Genomic DNA, 21623 nt, shown 5'->3' with positions numbered 1-21623 from the left:
ACTAAATTAAGACTTTTGGGATTTATCTTAAGAATTTTATACCCAGTTAGGAGCTTAAAGATTTGAGAGTTTTGAGCGATAGCTCATTCTCATCCACAAAGTCAAAATCGTCAGACCTACCAAACCCATGATTCCAGCCAAAGGGTTATTATTAACGCCTGTAAACCATGTTGGTACAGAACCAGAGTATTCGATTAGTTTGCCAACATTAATAATGTAATAACCCCAAACTAAACCTCCATGAATCCCTATTGATAAACCGAGACGTCCTCGAGAACTTCGTTTTGCAAAAGCAGAAGCTAAACTTAATAGAAGTAAACCTAAAAATTGTGGCGAACTTTGGATTACTTCTGGAAGGGGCTTGATAAAATGAGCAACGGCAAATATAAGAGAACTACTCCAAAGCACCACAGAAGGTTTATAGTCTCTTTGGAGTTCATCATATATAAATCCGCGAAAAAATAACTCCTCTGCGAGCGCTACCCCTAAACCAGTAAGCGATCCTTCTAAAATAAGTTTTAGCAAGGAAATAGATGGTTCTTGCCATACTAACCAACCCATTATCCCTTGCAAAGAAAATAAAATTAAAATATTGATTACCCCAATAGCCAAACCCCGTAACAACTCAACACCATTACGGCGACTAAACTCTAAACCGTAATACTCAAATATACGTTTTTGTTGGCAAACGTACTTACCCCAAATAGGCAAAAACAGAAAAAACCAAATTGCCAAGGGTACCATTGTTACAATCGTTTGCAGGTTACTGTCATCAACCAAAAAATAAATTAATGCTGCATATGGTAACCATGGCAAACATAGAAATAAAATAAAACTACCCAGTCTGATCCCAAAAGAGCGCTGGGCTAAAATTGCAAAGTATTTTTTCATGACAAGTTACAGCGATCGCAAAACTAATAATAACGAAATCAATAAACATTAACGCTTATTTATTAATGATTTTTTCTTGGCATGTTTTAGCTTGACGCCAAGGAAGTTATTACAGTTTCACAATCCCAAGCAACTAAATCCTAATCTTCCGGTTCGATCGTACTAGTCAAACCATTTTCTTTTAAAGTCTCACTGTAAAACTCCGCATGCTCCAGTGCGCAAGTAATTACTAATGCTACGCCACTAGTATGAGCTTCCATCATTATGCTTACTGCTTGTGGCTGAGTGAGACTTGGTACTGTCGTTAACAGTACTTGGACCACATATTCCATACTATTAAATGGATCGTTATGAAGCAGAACGCGGTACCGAGGCGCTATCTTTCTCGACGTAGAACGCTTTTCTATAGTTTCGACTGACACGGCTCTTTACTTTTTTTTCAGTAGATGTACGACAAGAAGGCTGATGTTTTATGGTTACTTAACACTTTTTAACTTATCTTATAACATTTTAACCATGAATCTTGTTTTCACAAAATGTATCCACTGTCTTGAAAATTTGTGTTTTCTCAATATAGCGATAAGACTAGAATATTATGACCTCGAAGTTTGCTTCAAACCACATATGCGCAAACAAAAATTTCTAAAACTCAAGGTACAAAAGCAGTTCCCAGCACTAAAACGCTAGCAGATTTTTTTATTTTCACTCAAACACCTTACTTAGCCTATCTAAAATTATTAATATTTCCTCGCGATATTTAGTAATAATACAATTAATAATATGACCCAAAAATTTCAAGCGGGACAAATTGTGTATTTACAGGAAGGTGATACTCGTCTGTATGCAGAGGTCATTCAGGTTGTTGCTTCCCGTCAGTTGTGTTGGGTACGTCCTTTGTTTCTAGAAGTAAAATCTGGTGATGAGGAACCACAGATAACTGGCCTTCAAGAAGCTTTTGACTTATTATGGTCTATCAGTTTATTTTATCCTGCTTTGGATGTAGAAGTAATAAACTCGATCTGTCAAATTTCCCAAGAAGGGTCAAAAAGCGAAATGACTCCCAGCATTTGCAAGCAAAAACTCAACGAATTTATTCATCGTGTTTGGCAAAGCCAGAAAAATGCTAACCTCTCTGACGAAAAATGATTATCGAATTGACCTATCGCTGTAGTTCCAGACTGCTAAATGCAATTACGATGAAAATAGATATTATAAATAAGCCTAAAATCAAATTATTATTTTTGTGTCTATTTAAACCGAAATAATATTTTTAAATTTTATTCAACTCTCTTTCTAAATTAAATGTAGAATGAGTAAATAAAAATGAAACTAGAATAAGTAAAATATCATCTAGCATACAAAAATTATTAGACAGTAAGTATTTAACAATTTTACAAAATATGTTGATAAATATATTTACTGAGAAAATGTCTCATATATTATAACAACTACTACATATCTGATATATATATTATCCCAAAATATAATTTAATAATTGTTCCAGAACTTCAACTAGATTCGGATGATTTAAATTCATCTAAATCTTCCTCAAATACTTCTGCATAGAGCTATTCTACCAGCATCCATCTCTGCCATTAATAGCTCTAAAGCTTCGTAGTCAACGTCAGAAATATAACCCCGAGTAGTCAATTCCAAATTAATCTCATTCTCGATTTCTAGTGTTAATTTTTTGATATCTAGTGCTCTAGCAACTAGTTGACGAATAGCGTATTTAGTTTCCATAAAAAATAAGTAAAGTGTATTTAATACTAATTATCCAAGCATGACTTCAGTATAAAACGCGATCGAGATCTCAGATAAACAGTGACATGAATCACAAACAAGACGAATATACTTGTAATACTTAGGTTTATGCAATTACGATTTATCCTTGACAGCAGCAGATTTTAGGCTTTCTTAATCTTAATTTAGCTATGTGTTTAACTAGAATAATATGTTACACCCAATCATTTAAATTTGTTTCTACTCAATCTAACAAAAAGTATACGGTAATACTTTTGGGGATAGAATTATAACAATCTTTAAACAGAGCCATTAGACTAATAAAGATTCCGCAAAGAGGTGTAAGACGAATGGTCGATGTGAACATAAAAAGATTATGGTCAAATACATCTAACCTGTTTTTTTTTGACGCCTCTGATAGGAATTGACTATGCAAGCAGTACTTAGCCATACCACAGTTGCAATTATTAAACCCCAAGATAATTTAAATGCTGTTAACGCTTTGGAATTTGAGCGTGACTTAACAACAGCTTTAAGACACGAGAACAATCAAATTTTGCTAGTAAATCTAGAAAAAGTGGAACTATTAGATAGCTCTGGATTAATGTCATTGGTATCTGCACTTAAGTTAGCTCAAAACTTGGGAAAGCGTTTGGGTTTATGTTGCGTATCCCCATCTATCAAAATTATTTTTGAACTTACTCAATTAGATCGAGTGTTCGAAATTTTTGAAAACCAAAAAATATTATTCAGTGCATAATTCACAGATATCACAATGATATTTGCGCCGTTGTGTAAACATCAACACCTAAAATAAAAAAAAACTCTGGAATTTAACTGATTTCCATATCTTCAGACACTTAATAAATGCTAAGGTTGGTAGTGATTAGCTGTAAGTTAGCACGCAGATTAGCACAGTGTCTGTTGCAGTAGAAAAATTAATTACACCGGATATTGCGAAGCCAGCTCGCTATTTAGGTAACGAGCTTGGGTCAGTACACAAACCTTGGGATGAAGCTGAAATTCGCTGGGTTTTAACCTACCCAGAAGTTTATGAAGTCGGTGCATCCAATTTGGGTCACATCATCCTCTATAACATCATAAATTCCCAGCCTCGGCAGTTGTGCGATCGCTCTTACCTACCAGGAAAAGACCTGGCGGGTAAATTGCGAAGCACGAATACACCTTTGTTTGCTGTCGAATCGAAACGAGATTTAAAGGAATTTGATATTCTTGGCTTTAGTCTCAGTTATGAACTGGGAGCGACAAACATCTTAGAAATGTTAGATTTAGCGGGAATCCCTTTAACATGGGAGGAACGAAATCAGGGAAATCATTTCCCCTTGATATTTGCAGGTGGACAAACCGCAACATCTAACCCCGAACCCTATGCCGACTTTTTTGATTTCTTTGCCTTGGGAGACGGTGAAGAATTATTACCAGAAATCGGCTTAATTTTAGAAGAAGGTAAAAGAGCTAAAATTAGCCGCAAAGAATTATTATTAGATTTGGCACAAGTCCCTGGCGTCTACGTTCCGCAGTTCTATGAAATGAACCCTGACGGGTCAGTTACTCCTAAGCGCCCCGATGTACCAAAGCGAATTATTCGCCGTGTTGCAACCCCAATACCGGCTTACTCTATTGGACTGGTCCCTTATGTAGAAACAGTCCACGAACGCTTAATAGTTGAAATTCGCCGGGGTTGTACCCGTGGTTGTCGCTTTTGTCAGCCAGGAATGCTTACCCGACCTGCACGGGATGTCGCACCAGATAAAGTGGTTGATGCGATTGAGAAGGGAATGCGCCAAACAGGTCATAGAGAATTTTCCCTACTGTCTCTGAGTTGTTCTGATTATTTGTCCTTACCTGCGGTAGGGACGGAAATTAGAAATCGCCTCAAAGATGAAAATATTTCTCTTTCTCTTCCTTCTCAAAGAGTTGATAGATTTGACGAAAATATTGCTCGTATTCTTGGCGGTACCCGACAAGGAGGACTAACTTTTGCTCCAGAAGCGGGAACCCAAAGAATGCGCGATATCGTTAATAAAGGCTTGACCAACGAAGAATTACTCAGGGGTATCAAAACTGCCAGGGAGCAAGGTTGGGATAAAATTAAGCTTTATTTTATGATTGGTTTACCTGGAGAAACAGATGTTGATGTATTAGGTATAGCCGAAACAGTAAGATGGCTCAGAAGAGAATGCTGGGCTAAGGGTAGAAAAACACTTTCGTTTAATTTGACTGTCTCTAATTTTACTCCTAAACCCCATACGCCATTTCAATGGCATTCGGTTTCTACTTCCGAGTTTAAACGCAAACAAGACATCCTGAGGCAAGAATTTCGCCGCATGAAAGGAGTAAAAGTCAACTTTACCGATGTACGGATTTCAGCGATGGAAGATTTCATTGGTCGAGGTGATCGCTCCTTAGCTCCAGTCTTAAAGCGTGCTTGGGAATTAGGAGCAGGTATGGATTCTTGGTATGAAAGTCTAGATAAAGCTTTTGCTGCTTGGGGAGAAGCCATTGCTGAATCTGGATTGGATTGGAAATATCGCCAAGTTGAAAATGGTGAATGGAATGTAATGGAAGGCGAAGGTAAAGATTCCGACCATCGGCTTGATGCACCTTTACCCTGGGACCACATAGATACAGGAATTGATAAAAGGTGGCTCAAGGAAGATTTGCAACGTGCCTTAGAAGCGATCGTAGTACCCGATTGTTCCTTTGATGGTTGTTCCCATTGCGGTGTTTGCAGTCCCGAATTTGGTCATAATATTGCGATCAAGGCACCACTAATCCCAGAATTTTCCGGTGATTTTGTGCCCAATACAACTAAAGCTCAAAAAATACGAGTTTGGTTTGGCAAGCAAGATGATATGGCGTTGATTGGTCACCTAGATTTAATGCGGTTGCTTGATCGAGCCGTGAGACGTGCCAAATTACCCATATCTTTTACCGGCGGGTATAATCCACAACCTAGAATATCTCCAGCTAATGCTTTACCTTTGGGTGTTACAAGTAGCGGCGAAATTGTTGATTTTGAATTGACTGAGGCAATTGATGTAGAAGTATTTCGTCAAAAACTAACTCAAATACTACCTGTAAATATTCCGGTATATAAAGTTATCCAACTGGATGTAAAATCCGAAAAAGCAGCCCAAGTTCTAGAATCTGCTGAATATCAAATAACAATAGCTGCTCTCAATACACAGCCAAATGTTACACAATGGCAAAATTGGGTTGACATAATTAACAGTAAGGACGAAATATTATGGGAACAAACAACTAAATCAGGCAAAACTTACTTGGTAAATCTGTGCGAACGCTTATTGGAATTAGAATTAATCCCAGAGAATAGTAACTTCTGTGATTCAACAGCAGTTTTACGCTATTTAGGAAAATGGCGTAACGATGGCACAATGTTGCGTCCCAACCAAATCTTGTTTATGCTAGAGCAAGTAGCTTCCGAAGAATTTCAACTGCTACACATTCACCGCAATCGGCTAGTTTTAGCGGTTTAAGGTTTACTGAGGGCAATTGGAACTAAGTTGCCCTCAGGTAGTGCATAAGCAAATAATTGATTTTTGACAAGGTTGCGTTAGAATGATATGAAGAGAAATTTTCTGGCGCTGCATTGAGTAAGCTGATTCACTAACCTGACATTCAGGATACGGAAGCAAAATATTAGAGTGCAAATTCCCGGATTTGACCCCAGGAAACTTGAAGCAGATTGACAAACACTCTTTAAAAATAGCTACGAGTGAATCGGCAACCAAACAAGCGACTGGGTCGGCTTCTCTAATTATTTCTCCGAGTATATGCTTTTTCAAACAACAGTGGAAAGCTCTGGCCAAAGATTGGAAAGAGCATTTAATCAAAAATTAACCACGGACGGGTATTTAATTGCTTAGAAAATTTTATGCAGCCGTTGTGGAATAATCAAGCGTGTGAGCGTCAAGACAACGTCAACCGCTTGCCAAATTTGAGAGCAAAAAAGTGTAATTTTTACTACCAGCAGAACCAGGCTTGTAAGGGCGAACTCGAACAATCAACCCCCATGTCTATTTGTGCTGCCAATTTTTGAGGGAATTGAATGACAAAACAAATTATTATCGCCGAACAGCATCAGATTGCTGCTGTATTTTCTGAAGACCAAATACAAGAATTGGTTGTTGCTACGGGTCATCACCAAATTGGTGATATTTACTTAGGTGTAGTAGAAAATGTATTACCTGGGATAGATGCAGCCTTTGTAAATATAGGTGACCCAGAACGTAACGGTTTTATTCATGTAACCGATCTCGGACCACTCAGACTTAAGCGCAGTTCGGCTGCAATTACGGAATTATTGGCACCACAGCAAAAAGTTCCAGTACAGGTAATGAAAGAGCCAACTGGAACCAAAGGTCCAAGATTGACGGGAAATATTACTTTACCCGGGCGTTACGTTGTTCTCATGCCTTATGGACGCGGTGTAAATTTATCCCGTCGAATCAAAAATGAAAATGAACGCAACCGTTTGCGAGCACTAGCAATTTTGATTAAACCTGCTGGCATGGGTTTGTTAGTACGAACTGAAGCCGAAGGCAAGCCAGAAGAAGCGATTATTGAAGATTTAGAATCTTTGCAAAGACAATGGGAAACCATTCAGCAAGAAGCTCAATCTACCCGCGCACCAGCATTACTCAATCGAGATGATGATTTCATCCAAAGGGTACTACGAGATATGTACGGTGCCGATGTTAACCGAATTGTGGTTGATTCAAGTACTGGGTTAAAACGAGTCAAACAATACTTACAAAATTGGAGTGGCGGACAAACACCACAAGGTTTATTAATCGATCACCACCGCGATCGCAGCGATATTTTGGAATATTTCCGCATTAATGCTGCAGTTAAAGAAGCTCTGAGACCGAGAGTAGATTTACCATCTGGAGGTTATGTAATTATTGAACCGACAGAAGCACTAACCGTAATCGATGTTAACTCGGGTTCCTTTACACGTTCTGCAACAGCAAGAGAAACAGTTTTGTGGACTAATTGTGAAGCTGCAACGGAAATTGCCCGTCAATTACGCTTGCGTAATATCGCCGGTGTAATTGTTGTTGATTTTATTGATATGGAATCGCGGCGCGACCAACTGCATGTCCTAGAGCATTTTAATAAGGCACTCAAAGCAGACAAAGCCCGTCCCCAAATCGCTCAGCTTACAGAACTGGGTCTAGTAGAGCTTACGCGTAAGCGTCAAGGACAAAATATTTATGAATTATTTGGTAAGACTTGTTCCACATGTGGTGGTTTAGGTCATATTGTCAGACTACCTGGTGAAACTGAAACTCCAGAAGTTGTAGCTCCAACCGAAGTACCGCCAGAACGTTTTGTTTCCTTACCCCATAAAGAACCCCGCTTACCTGCTGCTCGCATTAATGAACCACGGGAATCTTACGAAGGATTTAATGACGGATTTGATAACGAATCTGAGTTAGCAGCCTTGAATTTGGTTAACCATCCGAGCTATCACGAACTTGGTGATAGTAGTAAACGTCGCGTCCGTCGTCGTCGTAATGGTGTCAATGGGACTAATGGCAAAGAGGAACTACGGCTTAATAATAATTCTCCAATCTTGGCTAATGACCAAGATGGGGACATAGATGCAGAATTAGCTTCAGAAGCTACTTTTGGTAAAGCCGGTTGGGGCGATCGCCTCCCCCCTGCTAATAGAGTAAGTAAAATAGAATCTGTTAAATCAGTCGTCGAACCACCAGAAATTGTTTCTGTGGAGATGTCATCGGAAGAACAAGACGTTTATGCGCTAATGGGAGTATCACCTTTAGTACTTTTAAATCGTGAAGTAAAAAATCCCAAGTCTGTAATTATCAATGTAACCCAGCCCGGACAAGCTTCTACAGCAACATCAGAAAATCCAGAACCTACTATTGCGCCAAAACCTGTAAAAAATTCCGATGAAGTAGAAACCCCAGCACCTACAAAGGTTGAATTGGAAGAAAGTAGTACAGCAGAGGTAACTCCGGTAATTGCTTCAAAACCAAAACCAGAACCAGAACCAGAACCTGAGCCAGAACCAGAACCTGAGGTTATTAGTGCATCTAGCAGTACCGGTATCAAACGTCGCCGTCGCCGTCGTTCATCTGCTACAGAAAGTGAATAAAAATCGGCTTGAAGCATAAATAATTCTTATGGCTGATAGGCAAAAATCTGTTTTTGGCATGGGCTCCCAAACATCCACAAGCGATTCCCAGTGGCTGGAGTTATCCCCTTCATCTAAATTGCCTGAAATTGTTGCAGGCGTTGATGAGGCGGGAAGAGGTGCATTATTTGGACCTGTAGTTGCTGCTGCTGTCGTACTCCCACAAACTGCTTTTCCGGAGTTGATTAGTGCAAAAATCAATGACAGTAAAAAGCTGAGTGCTACTCGTCGAAGTAAATTAGCTGAGCAAATTTATGAGTTGGCATTAGATTGGAAAATTGGCTGTGCTTCTCCCACAGAAATTGACGAAATAAATATTCTGCAGGCATCTTTATTAGCCATGAGACGAGCAATCACGAGGCTCGAAATTCAGCCGGAAATTTGTTTGATTGATGGCAATCAAATGATAAAAGATCTACCCCAACAACAGCAACAAACAATAGTTAAGGGAGATTCTAAATCGCTCCAAATTGCTGCTGCTAGTATTGTGGCGAAAGTTTGGCGCGATGAGATAATGATAAAAATGGCATTGAAATACCCCATGTATGGCTTAGATAAGAATAAGGGATACGGTAGTAAAATTCACCTGATAGCATTAGAGCAACATGGGCCTTCGCCTTGGCACCGTCATTCTTTCAGCCCTTGTCAAAAACAAATGAAGATAAATCTAGAGATATAGCTAATTGCGATGCTTCAAATCAAAAATAAAGTGATAATTATTCCAATTTCAAGCTAGAAAATTCAGTGCTGTCACTGTCAATTCTTTGTCCCTGTGTTTGAGACTTAACCCAGGAATGATAATCATTCAAAAGCTGATTGAGTAATCTTTGCTTGATTGTCATTAAGACGCTTTTGAGCAGGGCATTTCCAGTTTTTTCCATAATCAATTGGGGAGTGAAAGAAAATGGCGGTGGCAGTTCTAATCTAACTTCTAGATTGGCATTGCCCTTAAGGTAAGTAACACCATTGCGCTGTATAGGTAATAAATATCCTTTTAAATTTAGGTTAAAACGCTGGTTAATGTAATCTAAACCAAGGATTTTACAAGCAATTGATTCTAGGTTGATTGTGCCGTTTGATTGTGCCCATACCTTCATGTCTACGGTTGGTTGAATTTTTACAGACATAAAATGTAAAGGACGCATTTTTAAACGAAAAACTTCTCTACTCAGTTGTTCAACCCGCTTTTGATCGACTAAAGCATTAACTAATCTTTGTGGCTGACGCAAGTAATGCTCAACGGGAATAGCTTGCCGGGTAACAGTAATTTCTACTGACTCGGAAGCAAAAAACTTGGTCGCCATAATTTAATAACCATAACTATTTAATTATTCTAATATTTTTTAATACATGATTAATAAAAAATATTTAATGTATTTTTCACTGTTGAAATGTGATGTTTTGCTATACTTTGTCATTAAGTAGATGCTGAGATAGCATTGCTCTAAAAAGCTGCAAATATCTTTATCTTTAAAATTAATACCTCAGAATTAAAATACTAATAAATATCTGGAAATTTTGTCACAAGTAGTAATAAGTGATTTATGTAATGTCTGGATACAGTTAAATGCTCGAGCAAAAAGTTTATATATACTATTTAAATAATGCATGTTTGCAACCTTGATTATATTTACAATTTTCGAAATATATATAAGCAAAAAATACTAAGGAAAAAATAAGTAATAGTGAGTAGGGCGATAATTGTTCATTACACTGGAACTACTTTTCTATAGTTATTTTCATATAAATGGCTAACAATTATTCCATAACCTGTTCACAAACTGAATATGATTGTTGTAATATTCATTTTGAATTTGGGAAAAAAAGTGGAGATTTTGTAATTGAAAACTCAATGAAAATATTTCAAGATCCGAGGTTTGTATCGGCTCCACTCCAAGATAAGTAATCAAAAACTGCTAAACATTTCATAACTATAATAATGAACAAGCGCATTCATCTATTGTTATTGTTGGCATGGATAATTATTGGTAGTTGTCTGCGCTTTATCGGCTTAGAAAAATTACCACCTTGGACTGATGAATGTGCCACCATAGTTTTCAGCTTGGGTAACACATTTCGTCACGTACCCCTCAATCAAATTATTAATGCGGATGTCTTGTTGCAACCATTGCAAGTAATATCCAATACAGAAATTAGTGATGTTACCGAACGCTTATTTAGTGAAAGTACACACCCACCTATATATTTCATTATTAATCACTTGTGGATGAAAATTTTTTCACCACCAGGAGAATTAGCATCTATTTTTGCGGCGCGATCGCTGAGTGCCATATTAGGAATTATATCCATTCCAGCAATGTTTGGTTTCGGATATATAGTTTTTCGTTCGGCTTTAGTAGGACATATAGCGGCTGCGTTAATGGCTGTCTCTCCCTACAATATATTTTTAGCTAGGGAAGCACGTCATTATACCCTAGTTATTTTGTTGCTAATTGCTTCTTTGTCTTGTTTCATGAAAGCAATTGAAGTGACTCGTAATCATCGACGCCTACCAATTTGGGTGGGGTTAACTTGGGTTATAGTCAATGCTTTGGGAATTGCAACCCATTTTTTCTTTAGCTTGGCACTGTGCGTTCAAGGTTGTGTATTGCTCTTATACATTGCAAAGCAAATCAAAAGTAATAAGTGGGTGTCAATACGTTTAAACTGGTTACGTATGTTGGGAGTTGCTTTTGGAACCTTTAGTGCTTCTATAGTATGGTTACCAATTTTAACAAAGATTCGTGGAAATGAGCTTACCACTTGGGTCTCTGATGGAAGTCCGCATTTCATAGAACCGATTTGGCGACTTTTTCTATGGATGATAAGTATATTTGTATTGCCTCCGTCAGCAATTTCTATTGTACCTATTTGGATTGTGGTAATTTCTGGTGTATTTACACTACTGTTTTTAGGTTGGGTAATTTATAACATCAGATGTACTTTACAAGCTCAACAATTAAATTCAACATCTGCCGTTATTAGTAATTCCTTAAAAGAATACATTATCGGGGCAATATTTTTATTTTTAAGCTTTAGTTACTTTCTAGGTATAGATTTAACTTTAGCACCGCGCTTCCAATTTATTTATACACCCACAGTTATACTTGTCTTTGCAGCGGCTTTAGCTATTTGCTGGCAGGAAGGAAAAAACTTTCATTCCCAAAATCATCAATTCTTTTCGGCTATTAACAAGAGAGTGTTGGTGGGAATTATTGCTTTTATGTCCCTTTTGGGAGGAGTAACAGTTGTTGGGAATATTGGCTACTTGCAGCATCATCGTCCCGATATCCTTGCTCCAACGATCTACAAAGCTTCCCAATCCCCAGCTATCATCGCTACCAGTCACAAACATCACGGACAAACTGGAAGAATGATGGGTTTAGCACTAGAATTTAAACGCTTATCTGGTGATAAATTTTCTAGTAATGATTGGCAGTTTTTCTTAGTACACAAAGATTTTCAAACAGACTCTTACAGTGAGGGGATGGAAATACTTAATAAACAACTTACTCAAGTACCTCGCCCTTTGGATTTGTGGTTAGTTAACTTTCGCACAAAAATGGATTTAGAATCTCAAAATTGTTTTCTTGACCCTAAATATAATTCATATGCTGGTGAATACAAATATAAGCTCTACCGTTGTGCTGCCAATAATTAATGCTTTCATATTGTGATATTTAGTAGTTATTTATAGCACCAAAATTGATTAATTATTCGAAAGATTTTTGGCCAATCTGTAACATGAATTTAGGGCTCAAATATATTAGTGCATCTGGCGAACTATTAAACTTTGAATATACCCGAGAAAAACATTCCTGAGAATTGTAAAGTTGAGATGGATTTTAAAAAATTCTTCTTGTGAAAAATTATTTTTAGGAAAACTTGTTTTTATTTGCGACTGCTAACTACTGATAACCACTAATTACTAGCTACCAATTACCCATGATAAGTGACGAACCGAAAACTTTACATATTGCCCATTTAGGACCATTAGGTACATATGCCGAAGCTGTTGCTATTAATTATACTAATTTCCTGAAAGAAAAGGCCGAAGTGAAAACTCAGTTGTGTCCTTATCCCAGCATTGCTGAAACATTATACGCTGTAGATTCTAAGGAAACAGATTTAGCTGTGATACCTGTAGAAAACTCTATTGAGGGAAGCGTGAGAGTCACTATGGATACATTATGGCAATTAGATGATTTACAAATTAATCTAGCCTTAGTTATGCCAATTTGTCATGCTCTTGTCTCAAATGCTAAAAGCTTGGAGACAATTGAAAAAGTTTACTCCCATCCCCAAGCTCTTGCTCAATGTCAGAAATGGCTAAATGCATTCTTACCTAATGCACAGCTAATTCCGACAAAATCTACAACTGAAGCATTAGGAATACTAGATCAAGAATCGACCACAGCAACGATTTCTTCCAAGCGTGCGGCGCAAATATATAATTTACCGATTCTAGCCAGCAGCATTAATGATAGTCCAGAAAACTACACTCGTTTTTGGATAATTAGTAGAGTTGACGTTGACGTACCTGATATTTATCCCCATTCTTCTGTTGCTAAAAGCACTCACACCTCATTAGCCTTTAGTCTACCTGCAAATATTCCTGGCGCTTTGGTTAAACCCTTAGAGGTCTTTTCTCAACTTGGTATAAATCTCAGTCGCATCGAGTCTCGACCTACTAAACGCTCCCTAGGAGAATATTTATTTTTTATAGATTTAGAAGCTGATGATAGCCAATCAGAAATACAATTGGCACTCACCGAACTTAGTAAGCATACAGAAATACTGAAGGTTTTTGGCAGTTACAATGTCCTGCAGATTAGCAAGTCAAGCAACTAACTGCTAACTAGAATAATTAGCCAGTACTTAGTATTAACTAACCCCTATAGTTTTGATTTAATGTGTCTTTAAGAACTGTACGAGCAGCTAAATGATTGCGAGTAGAAGTTAAAATTTCTGCTTCCCGTTCTAAACGAGCAGCAGTATCTTGTATTTCTAAAAGTGCTTGTTGCTCCAAAGGAACACTTCTCAGATTATACGCAACCCAATATGAAAGCTCTAAAGGTAACTCTGGCAAATCGTCTGGTAGTTCAATTGGTTGTTCAGTGAGTTTTGCTGATAAACGAACTACATCTTGCAGCAATTGTTCCACTTCTGTTGCAACTGTTCGCAAGTCTTGACTGGGTGGCTCGTCTTCTATCCATTCTACTAACCCTACGTAATAAGGCTTTTCTCGAATGTACTCCAAGACGCGAAATCTTTGCTGTCCTAAAGTTACCATTTTCATCCGATCGTCTGGATAACGTTGATAGTGAACAATTTCAGCACAGCAACCAACATTCGCAATTGAGCCTTTTACTGGATCTACCATCAGCACACCGAACCTTCGATCGCTTTGCAAGATCGTGTTCATCATCATCCGGTAGCGAAATTCAAATATATGTAGGGGTAAAGGTCTGGAAGGAAATAACACTAACTCCTTTATGGGGAATAGAGGTAATTCGCGAACCGCAATATTAGAAGAAGATGACATTGTAACCTTGGTATAAATTTAATCTTTATAAAGTTATTTTTAGATTCCCCGTATTTTGCTATTCTAGCATTTTATGATTCGGCTATAAAAAACCTTGAGGAAATCTATATCAAACACTAGTAAAGATTGAAACATCATAAATAAGAATATTTTTATAAGAAGATTAAAAATCTTCGTACCTAAATATCAATTCAATATCTACAAATTTAAACCCATGACTTACAATTAAGTATCTTTTATTACTTTATTTTTGTTGGTTGTATGAAGTTATTAACTCAATATTATTTGCCCAATTGAGAATACATAATCAAGTGTGATTAAGATTTTTAGATCTAATGAATTAGCTATCTGTAGACAAAGACAAGTTAATTAATGTTAGATATTAATTAATCTTAGATAGCATTCTTTTATTTCTAGATTTTTAAATTAACAATTATATTTCTGATAGAAATCATAAAAAAAAATTACATATAATTTCCACATATCAAGGACTATATTTTTGCCTCAGGATATTTTTTGCTTCCTATCCCCTTTATAGCAAAATATAATTTTCTGACCCATACACTTACTGCTATAAAAACTTAATTTGCTAAAGCTTAAATCAACTCAATTCATTACATTATTTAGATAAAGATTGAAGATTTTGTATTGAATTTAAACTTATAAAGCGATGATAGAAATTATTGTGAAACAAATTCATATCCAGAATCACAAATATGATTCCTAGTAGACAGGGATTTATTAACAACATTTTTGTTCAAATACAAATTCTGCGGGAGATAATTCCCCGCAGATATGACGTAACAGTGCAATCTTAACTGTTACGTGGTTTATTTATTCGTCTCACTACTCACTTTGATGCGATTGACTATTAGTTGTTATTATTATGTAAGTTTTCAGTATTTAAAATCTTACTCAGCCACAAATAAAACAACAAAGCAAACTAATAACTAGTAAAAATATAACTGATTACAATTTGACTTCAATATCCACACCAGATGGTAAATCCAATTTCATTAGAGCATCAATAGTTTTAGAAGATGGCTGATAAATATCGATGATACGGCGATGAGTACGTGTTTCAAAATGTTCCCTAGAGTCCTTATCAACGTGAGGCGAGCGCAAAACACAGTAAATTCGACGTTTTGTCGGCAGGGGTATAGGACCAATAGCTGTAGCGTTGGTACGGTTTGCTGTATCAACAATCTTCTCGCAAGATGTATCTAGTAAACGACGGTCAAAAGCTTGTAAGCGAATTCTGATTTTTTGCTGTTGTTGTAAAGTGGCCATTTCTTTAGTTTTCCTGGTTCAGATGAAAGAAGCTAGTAAAGCTTATTTGAAAAATTAGAGTATCGTTCGGCTTATTAAAGCAGCTTGTGCTTCTACATATTAATAGACGAACAATAATAATTATGAGCTAGCGGAAATTAAATAATTACTTGAGTAGCAATGTATAGCTCTTCTAGAAAAAGTAAATTTACGATCGCTCATAATATAGTTCGAGAAATACAATTCAAATGATGGGAAAAGAGCAGAGAATAATTTCAGCATCTCTGCTCCTCCTTCATTTAAGGTAAACAGGTGTTACTTTACGATCTTGGAAACAACACCAGCACCAATTGTACGACCACCTTCACGAATAGCAAAACGCATTCCTGTTTCAATCGCAATTGGGTTGATTAATTCCACATTCATTTTAATGCGGTCTCCAGGCATTACCATTTCTGCAACGCTACCATCATCTGCAGTAAAAGATTTGATGGTACCGGTTACGTCAGTGGTTCGCACGTAGAACTGAGGGCGATAACCAGAAAAGAATGGAGTCTTACGACCACCTTCTTTATCAGTTAAAACATACACTTCACCTTCAAATTCAGTGTGTGGTGTAATGCTACCTGGCTTAGCAAGAACCATACCGCGTTCTACGTCAGTTTTTTGCAGACCGCGCAATAATACTCCAGCATTATCCCCAGCCATACCTTCATCAAGACTCTTTTTGAACATCTCGATTCCAGTTACGGTGGTGCTGCGGGTATCTCTAATTCCAACAAGCTCTACCTGATCGCCAACTTTAACAACACCACGCTCAATTCTACCAGTCGCTACGGTACCACGACCTGTGATAGAAAATACGTCTTCAACTGCCATCAAGAAAGGCTTATCTACAGCCCGCTCGGGAGTAGGAATATAAGAATCTACCTTATCCATCAAGTCATAGATTTTATCTACCCACTCGTTATCGCCCCGTTGTGTTGAGGGGTTAGCAATCATATGCTCTAGTGCTTGCAAACCAGAACCTGCTATCACAGGAATTTCATCACCAGGGAAGTCATAACTGCTCAGCAATTCTTGGACTTCTAATTCCACCAATTCCAGCAGTTCATCATCATCCACCATGTCTTTCTTATTTAAAAAGACAACGATGTTGGGCACGCCCACTTGTTTTGCTAAGAGGATGTGCTCCCGGGTTTGGGGCATAGGACCATCAGCTGCGGATACTACCAAAATAGCACCATCCATCTGAGCAGCACCTGTGATCATATTTTTCACATAGTCTGCGTGTCCGGGACAATCTACGTGAGCATAGTGACGATTTTCAGTCTCATACTCCACGTGAGCAGTGTTAATAGTAATACCCCGAGCTTTTTCTTCTGGGGCGTTATCGATTTCATCATACTTTTTGGCCGCAGCTTGACCTAAAGCCGATAAGGTCATGGTGATAGCTGCTGTTAAAGTAGTTTTACCGTGGTCAACGTGACCAATAGTACCAATATTAACGTGGGGTTTATTTCTTTCAAACTTTGCGCGTGCCATGAGTACTCGTTTTTTTTCCTTTTCTAGTTATGCGTTCCCTTTACTTTTAGCGATGATTGCCTCACTGACGTTGCGAGGCACTTCCTCGTAACTACTAAATTCCATGGAGAAGACGCCCCGACCTTGGGTCTTGGAGCGGATGTCTGTAGCATAACCAAACATTTCCGCCAATGGAACTTTAGCAGTCACTTTTGAAAGACCCTGTTCGGATCCCATCCCTTCAATTTGACCCCGACGAGAGTTCAAATCGCCCATCACATCCCCAAGGAAGTTTTCTGGTACTTCTACCTCAACTTTCATCATGGGTTCTAATAGGACTGGTGAAGCCTTCATTGTGGCAGCTTTCATCGCCATAGAACCAGCAATTTTGAATGCCATCTCTGAAGAATCTACGTCGTGGTAAGACCCATCTATCAATGTTGCCTTGACGTCAATTAAGGGATACCCTGCTAGGATACCCGATTCACAGGTTTCTTTCATTCCCTGCTCTACTGGCGCAACATATTCTCTGGGTACTGAACCACCGACTATTTTAGAGACAAATTCAAAACCGCTTCCCGCTTTTCCTGGCTCTAAGTCGATTACGACATGACCGTACTGACCTTTACCACCACTTTGGCGGATGAATTTACCTTCTACCTTAGTAACAGCTTTGCGGATAGTTTCGCGATAAGCTACCTGTGGTGCGCCAACATTTGCTTCAACTTTAAATTCTCGTAACATTCTATCTACGAGAATCTCTAAGTGTAACTCTCCCATTCCCGCAATCACGGTTTGGTTAGTTTCAGGGTTGACGCTGACACGAAAAGTGGGATCTTCTTCCGAAAGCGCTTGTAACGCTTTTGAAAGCTTTTCCATATCGTTCTTGGTTTTGGGTTCAACCGCAACCGAGATCACAGGTTCTGGAATAAATAGGGATTCCAAAATTACCGGCGAATCCTCATCACAAAGAGTATCACCTGTCAAGGTCTCTTTCAATCCTACTGCTGCTCCCAAATCCCCTGCTCGCAGTTCATCAACATCCTGCCGATCATCTGCCTTCATTAAAACTAGGCGGGAAATTCGTTCTTTCTTACCTTTTGTCGCATTATAAACATAGCTACCTTTCTTGAAGATGCCAGAATAAACTCGAATAAAGGTTAAACGACCGTAAGGATCGGCCATCACTTTGAAAGCAAGTGCAGCTAAGGGGGCTTCGTCGTCGGCAAATCTTTCGACTGTTTCGCCACTTGGTAATGTACCTTGAATTGGGGGTACATCTATAGGTGCTGGCAGGTAATTTACCACAGCATCCAAGAGCAACTGCACACCCTTGTTTTTAAATGCCGAACCGCACAGCATCGGTACAATCGTACCGTCTATAGTTCCTTTTCTCAGAGCTAGCTGGATCTCTTCTTCTGTGATTTCTTCTCCTTCGAAGTACTTTGTCATCAAATCATCAGAAGTTTCAGCTACCGCTTCAATTAATTTTGTACGATATTCTTCAACTATTTCTTGTACTTCGGCGGGAATATCTGTTTCTTCAATATCAGTTCCTTGGTCGTTGTTGTAGATGTATGCACGCATCTTGACCAAGTCGACTATTCCACGAAACTCGCTCTCACTACCAATTGGTAATTGGATTGGAACAGCGTTGGTTCGCATGCGATCGCATACTTGCTCGTGAACCTTGAAGAAATCCGCACCAATACGATCCATTTTGTTTACAAAAATGATCCTTGGTACTTTATAACGATCTGCTTGTCGCCATACAGTTTCGGTTTGGGGTTGTACACCACCTACTGAGCATAGAACTGTGATAACACCATCTAATACCCGCATGGAGCGCTCAACTTCGATGGTGAAGTCTACGTGACCGGGAGTATCAATTATGTTTATTTGATGATCTTTCCAACTAGTGCTAATAGCAGCAGCAGTAATTGTAATTCCTCGCTCCCGTTCTTGAGCCATCCAGTCGGTTACCGCTGTTCCCTCGTGAACCTCACCAATTTTGTGAATAATCCCGGAGTAAAACAGTATTCTCTCAGTCGTAGTTGTTTTGCCCGCGTCTATATGTGCTGCGATGCCAATATTACGCACCTTTTCCAGCGGGTTAGTACGTGCCACAGCTGCCTCCTATACCTTTCGCCTCATGATATCTTGTATATTACACTTTGTTAAGAATATATACTCTTACGGGAACCCGCCTTCTTTATATAAAGATTTGATATATTCATTCGCGGCAATTATCAGTTAACTGTCAATTGGTTAACAGTTAACTGTTCATAATTAGTAACGATAGTGGGCAAAAGCCTTATTCGCTTCTGCCATTCGATGTGTTTCTTCCCGTTTACGAATAGCATTACCAGTTTCGTTAGCTGCATCCATTAATTCATTGGCTAACCTATTCGCCATTGTTTTGCCGGGACGTTCCCGAGAGAATCTTACAAGCCAACGGAGTGCCAATGTTGTACCTCGATCGGAACGAACTTCCATTGGTACTTGGTAAGTTGCACCACCAACCCGTCGAGCTTTAACTTCTACCAAAGGAGTAACATTTTGAACTGCTCTTTCAAATGTTTCCAATGGATCGTTTCCTGTTCTCTGCTCAATTGTTTTCATCGCATCATAAACAAGTCTTGCAGCCAGTGATTTTTTCCCATGACGCATAATTCGTCGAATCATCATGCTGACTAAACGACTGTTATATACTGAGTCAGGAGGAACTGGACGTCTTTGAATAACACCACGACGAGACATAATTAACTCTTAAATTTATGTTTGGCAACGAGATTATATGATATCTAAGAATTGAGAATTTGTTAGCGCAAACCATCGAAATAAGCTTACTATTCGACGAATCAGGCTTTTCACTCTTTTCTTAATTTTGGCTTTTCCGAAAGCAGTGCTACTTCCTACTGTTGTCTTTTACTGGACATATAAGGCGACAACATTATATACCTTATTTGTGATATCTTCGCCCTTCGAATAAGTAGAGAATTGTAAATAACTCTCAAAATTAATGCTTATCATCAGTAATACTTGTTAACTGTTCGGATAAGCATTTCCCATTCAAAACACTCAATGTTAATCACAGACTTAAAAAGAGTTTATCTGCAGGAAATCATCTGTTTCTAGGAAATTAGCCAACTGGAAATCATTAGCAAATTAGAGCGGCGTAAGCCCTTGCATGGACTATTGCCGCTCAGAAAGCCTTATTCGGGTCAATTTGTTTTAGATTCATCTGACACTTTTGGCGATTCATGGGGTAAGCACAATAGGAAATTGCATTTATCCCTTAGGACGTTTTGTCCCATATTTGGAACGACCTTGTTTGCGATCTTTTACTCCCGCCGTATCTAAAGTGCCGCGGATAATGTGATACCGTACACCAGGTAAATCTTTTACCCTACCGCCACGAATCATGACAACCGAGTGTTCTTGTAAGTTGTGTCCAATCCCTGGGATATAAGCTGTTACCTCAAATCCAGAAGTTAACCTTACCCTTGCTACTTTACGTAGTGCTGAGTTAGGTTTCTTCGGGGTTGTTGTATATACCCTGGTGCACACTCCCCGACGTTGGGGGCATCTTTTCAGAGCTGGCGATTTAGTCTTTTGGCGCGCCAGTTCGCGTTCGTTTCTAATTAGCTGCTGTATGGTTGGCATGAGTTACAGCCCATGAAGCTGCGTTTAATCTTAGTTTTAACAAATCGATATTATACAGTTTGCCATTGGTGGCTGTCAAACATAATTTTAGATGCAAAATTTTCAAGCTTGCTTCAACGACCACAAATTTGATTGCACAATGATGTCAGAAGCTGCAAGCAAGAAAACTAAATTTCTGAAAATATATTTGGTAGATAATAATATTCGCCTGATAACTTTGGCTAATAACTAAAAAATTTTTATTTATTCTTGAGAGAAGGAATTACCACAACCACAGCTAGAAACAGCTTGAGGATTTTGAAAACGGAATCCCCCACCCATTAAATCCTCAGCGTAATCTAGTTTTAGTCCCTCGACATATTTCAAGCTACCTGCATCTATAGCAACTTTAATTCCTTGTGATTCATAAATGACATCTTCTAGATTGTGGTTTGAAATAAAAGATAAATCATAGAATAAGCCAGAACAGCCACCTTGTTTGACAGATAGTCTAAATAAAAGCTCGGATTGAGAACGTTTTGATTTTAACCGTTCAATTTCATTAGCTGCGGATTGAGAAATATGAATCATTGATTCCGTTATTTTAATATTTAAAACCCCATCTCTAATATCTTACAGATGGGGTAAACACAAGAATTTTGGTTGGTAATCTATATATTAAATAAAAATATAGCCAAACTTAAAGTAAAAATTTACCAGAATTTGGGGTGAATACTCGCGTCTTCCCCTATGAAAACGGTGTGAGTTCTCCCAAAGGTAGACGCGACAGGAATGCTT

The 21623-nt window shown here is 38.3% G+C and carries 18 protein-coding genes; 7 read left to right on the top strand and 11 right to left on the bottom strand.

What is annotated here, in order from left to right:
• Positions 1-54: 54 nt before the first annotated feature.
• Both BC008_RS41745 and clpS read right to left on the bottom strand, forming a co-directional pair.
• Entirely contained in the window at positions 55-891 is an 837-nt protein-coding gene (locus BC008_RS41745; RefSeq protein WP_027840940.1) for a CPBP family intramembrane glutamic endopeptidase, read from the bottom strand.
• Between the two features lie 140 nt (positions 892-1031).
• Complete coding sequence (gene clpS / locus BC008_RS41740) at positions 1032-1313, bottom strand: ATP-dependent Clp protease adapter ClpS (RefSeq protein WP_058183385.1); 282 nt, start codon at positions 1311-1313, stop codon at positions 1032-1034.
• A 358-nt stretch (positions 1314-1671) separates the two neighbouring features.
• On the opposite strand from clpS, the gene BC008_RS41735 reads away from it, so the two are divergent.
• Complete coding sequence (locus BC008_RS41735; RefSeq protein ID WP_036264485.1) at positions 1672-2037, top strand: hypothetical protein; 366 nt, start codon at positions 1672-1674, stop codon at positions 2035-2037.
• A gap of 402 nt (positions 2038-2439) precedes the next feature.
• Here BC008_RS41735 and BC008_RS41730 read toward each other — a convergent pair whose 3' ends face one another.
• A complete protein-coding gene (locus tag BC008_RS41730) occupies positions 2440-2634 on the bottom strand; it encodes a hypothetical protein (protein WP_027840938.1) in 195 nt (64 codons plus the stop codon).
• 430 nt (positions 2635-3064) lie between these two features.
• Between BC008_RS41730 and BC008_RS41725 the strand changes: the two genes are divergently transcribed.
• From BC008_RS41725 to BC008_RS41710, 4 genes are all read left to right on the top strand, one after another.
• Positions 3065-3394: an STAS domain-containing protein gene (locus BC008_RS41725; RefSeq protein ID WP_027840937.1), complete on the top strand. Its 330-nt coding sequence runs from the start codon at positions 3065-3067 to the stop codon at positions 3392-3394.
• Positions 3395-3551: 157 nt separating this feature from the next.
• Positions 3552-6155: a TIGR03960 family B12-binding radical SAM protein gene (locus tag BC008_RS41720; protein ID WP_027840936.1), complete on the top strand. Its 2604-nt coding sequence runs from the start codon at positions 3552-3554 to the stop codon at positions 6153-6155.
• Between the two features lie 572 nt (positions 6156-6727).
• The gene (locus BC008_RS41715; RefSeq protein ID WP_027840935.1) at positions 6728-8803 is read left to right on the top strand and encodes an Rne/Rng family ribonuclease; all 2076 of its coding nucleotides are present in this window, start codon (positions 6728-6730) and stop codon (positions 8801-8803) included.
• Positions 8804-8831: 28 nt separating this feature from the next.
• Complete coding sequence (locus BC008_RS41710; protein WP_058183384.1) at positions 8832-9521, top strand: ribonuclease HII; 690 nt, start codon at positions 8832-8834, stop codon at positions 9519-9521.
• Positions 9522-9558: 37 nt separating this feature from the next.
• On the opposite strand, the gene BC008_RS41705 is transcribed toward BC008_RS41710, so the two are convergent.
• The gene (locus tag BC008_RS41705) at positions 9559-10146 is read right to left on the bottom strand and encodes a DUF1997 domain-containing protein (protein WP_027840933.1); all 588 of its coding nucleotides are present in this window, start codon (positions 10144-10146) and stop codon (positions 9559-9561) included.
• 635 nt (positions 10147-10781) lie between these two features.
• On the opposite strand from BC008_RS41705, the gene BC008_RS41700 reads away from it, so the two are divergent.
• Together BC008_RS41700 and pheA are read left to right on the top strand one after the other, a co-directional pair.
• Positions 10782-12503 (top strand): glycosyltransferase family 39 protein, encoded by a 1722-nt coding sequence (locus tag BC008_RS41700; protein ID WP_058183383.1) that lies wholly within the window; start codon positions 10782-10784, stop codon positions 12501-12503.
• Positions 12504-12787: 284 nt separating this feature from the next.
• The gene (gene pheA / locus BC008_RS41695) at positions 12788-13693 is read left to right on the top strand and encodes a prephenate dehydratase (protein WP_027840931.1); all 906 of its coding nucleotides are present in this window, start codon (positions 12788-12790) and stop codon (positions 13691-13693) included.
• A gap of 37 nt (positions 13694-13730) precedes the next feature.
• On the opposite strand, the gene BC008_RS41690 is transcribed toward pheA, so the two are convergent.
• The 7 genes from BC008_RS41690 to BC008_RS41660 form a co-directional block, all read right to left on the bottom strand.
• Positions 13731-14387: an LON peptidase substrate-binding domain-containing protein gene (locus BC008_RS41690; protein ID WP_027840930.1), complete on the bottom strand. Its 657-nt coding sequence runs from the start codon at positions 14385-14387 to the stop codon at positions 13731-13733.
• Positions 14388-15356: 969 nt separating this feature from the next.
• Positions 15357-15677, bottom strand: coding sequence for a 30S ribosomal protein S10 (gene rpsJ / locus BC008_RS41685; RefSeq protein WP_027840929.1), 321 nt, complete (start codon positions 15675-15677; stop codon positions 15357-15359).
• Positions 15678-15971: 294 nt separating this feature from the next.
• Positions 15972-17201: an elongation factor Tu gene (gene tuf / locus BC008_RS41680; RefSeq protein ID WP_027840928.1), complete on the bottom strand. Its 1230-nt coding sequence runs from the start codon at positions 17199-17201 to the stop codon at positions 15972-15974.
• Between the two features lie 27 nt (positions 17202-17228).
• A complete protein-coding gene (gene fusA, locus BC008_RS41675) occupies positions 17229-19307 on the bottom strand; it encodes an elongation factor G (RefSeq protein WP_027840927.1) in 2079 nt (692 codons plus the stop codon).
• A gap of 162 nt (positions 19308-19469) precedes the next feature.
• Positions 19470-19940, bottom strand: coding sequence for a 30S ribosomal protein S7 (gene rpsG / locus BC008_RS41670; RefSeq protein WP_027840926.1), 471 nt, complete (start codon positions 19938-19940; stop codon positions 19470-19472).
• A gap of 531 nt (positions 19941-20471) precedes the next feature.
• Complete coding sequence (gene rpsL, locus BC008_RS41665; RefSeq protein ID WP_027840925.1) at positions 20472-20846, bottom strand: 30S ribosomal protein S12; 375 nt, start codon at positions 20844-20846, stop codon at positions 20472-20474.
• A 243-nt stretch (positions 20847-21089) separates the two neighbouring features.
• Entirely contained in the window at positions 21090-21416 is a 327-nt protein-coding gene (locus tag BC008_RS41660) for a HesB/IscA family protein (RefSeq protein ID WP_027840924.1), read from the bottom strand.
• Positions 21417-21623 lie beyond the last annotated feature (207 nt).

Origin of the sequence: Mastigocoleus testarum BC008 (assembly GCF_001456025.1) — a bacterium.
GTDB classification, from domain to species: Bacteria; Cyanobacteriota; Cyanobacteriia; order Cyanobacteriales; family Nostocaceae; genus Mastigocoleus; species Mastigocoleus testarum.
This window is presented reverse-complemented; position numbering and strand designations above follow the sequence as displayed.

Bases quoted from the DNA above. Each gene is read 5' to 3' on its own strand.
- BC008_RS41690 (WP_027840930.1), bottom strand. From the start codon at position 14,387: ATGTCATCTTCTTCTAATATTGCGGTTCGCGAATTACCTCTATTCCCC.
- BC008_RS41725 (WP_027840937.1), top strand. From the start codon at position 3,065: ATGCAAGCAGTACTTAGCCATACCACAGTTGCAATTATTAAACCCCAA.
- BC008_RS41735 (WP_036264485.1), top strand. From the start codon at position 1,672: ATGACCCAAAAATTTCAAGCGGGACAAATTGTGTATTTACAGGAAGGT.
- BC008_RS41730 (WP_027840938.1), bottom strand. From the start codon at position 2,634: ATGGAAACTAAATACGCTATTCGTCAACTAGTTGCTAGAGCACTAGAT.
- BC008_RS41715 (WP_027840935.1), top strand. From the start codon at position 6,728: ATGACAAAACAAATTATTATCGCCGAACAGCATCAGATTGCTGCTGTA.
- rpsG (WP_027840926.1), bottom strand. From the start codon at position 19,940: ATGTCTCGTCGTGGTGTTATTCAAAGACGTCCAGTTCCTCCTGACTCA.
- BC008_RS41745 (WP_027840940.1), bottom strand. From the start codon at position 891: ATGAAAAAATACTTTGCAATTTTAGCCCAGCGCTCTTTTGGGATCAGA.
- rpsJ (WP_027840929.1), bottom strand. From the start codon at position 15,677: ATGGCCACTTTACAACAACAGCAAAAAATCAGAATTCGCTTACAAGCT.
- rpsL (WP_027840925.1), bottom strand. From the start codon at position 20,846: ATGCCAACCATACAGCAGCTAATTAGAAACGAACGCGAACTGGCGCGC.
- pheA (WP_027840931.1), top strand. From the start codon at position 12,788: ATGATAAGTGACGAACCGAAAACTTTACATATTGCCCATTTAGGACCA.
- BC008_RS41660 (WP_027840924.1), bottom strand. From the start codon at position 21,416: ATGATTCATATTTCTCAATCCGCAGCTAATGAAATTGAACGGTTAAAA.
- tuf (WP_027840928.1), bottom strand. From the start codon at position 17,201: ATGGCACGCGCAAAGTTTGAAAGAAATAAACCCCACGTTAATATTGGT.
- BC008_RS41710 (WP_058183384.1), top strand. From the start codon at position 8,832: ATGGCTGATAGGCAAAAATCTGTTTTTGGCATGGGCTCCCAAACATCC.
- BC008_RS41700 (WP_058183383.1), top strand. From the start codon at position 10,782: ATGAACAAGCGCATTCATCTATTGTTATTGTTGGCATGGATAATTATT.
- BC008_RS41705 (WP_027840933.1), bottom strand. From the start codon at position 10,146: ATGGCGACCAAGTTTTTTGCTTCCGAGTCAGTAGAAATTACTGTTACC.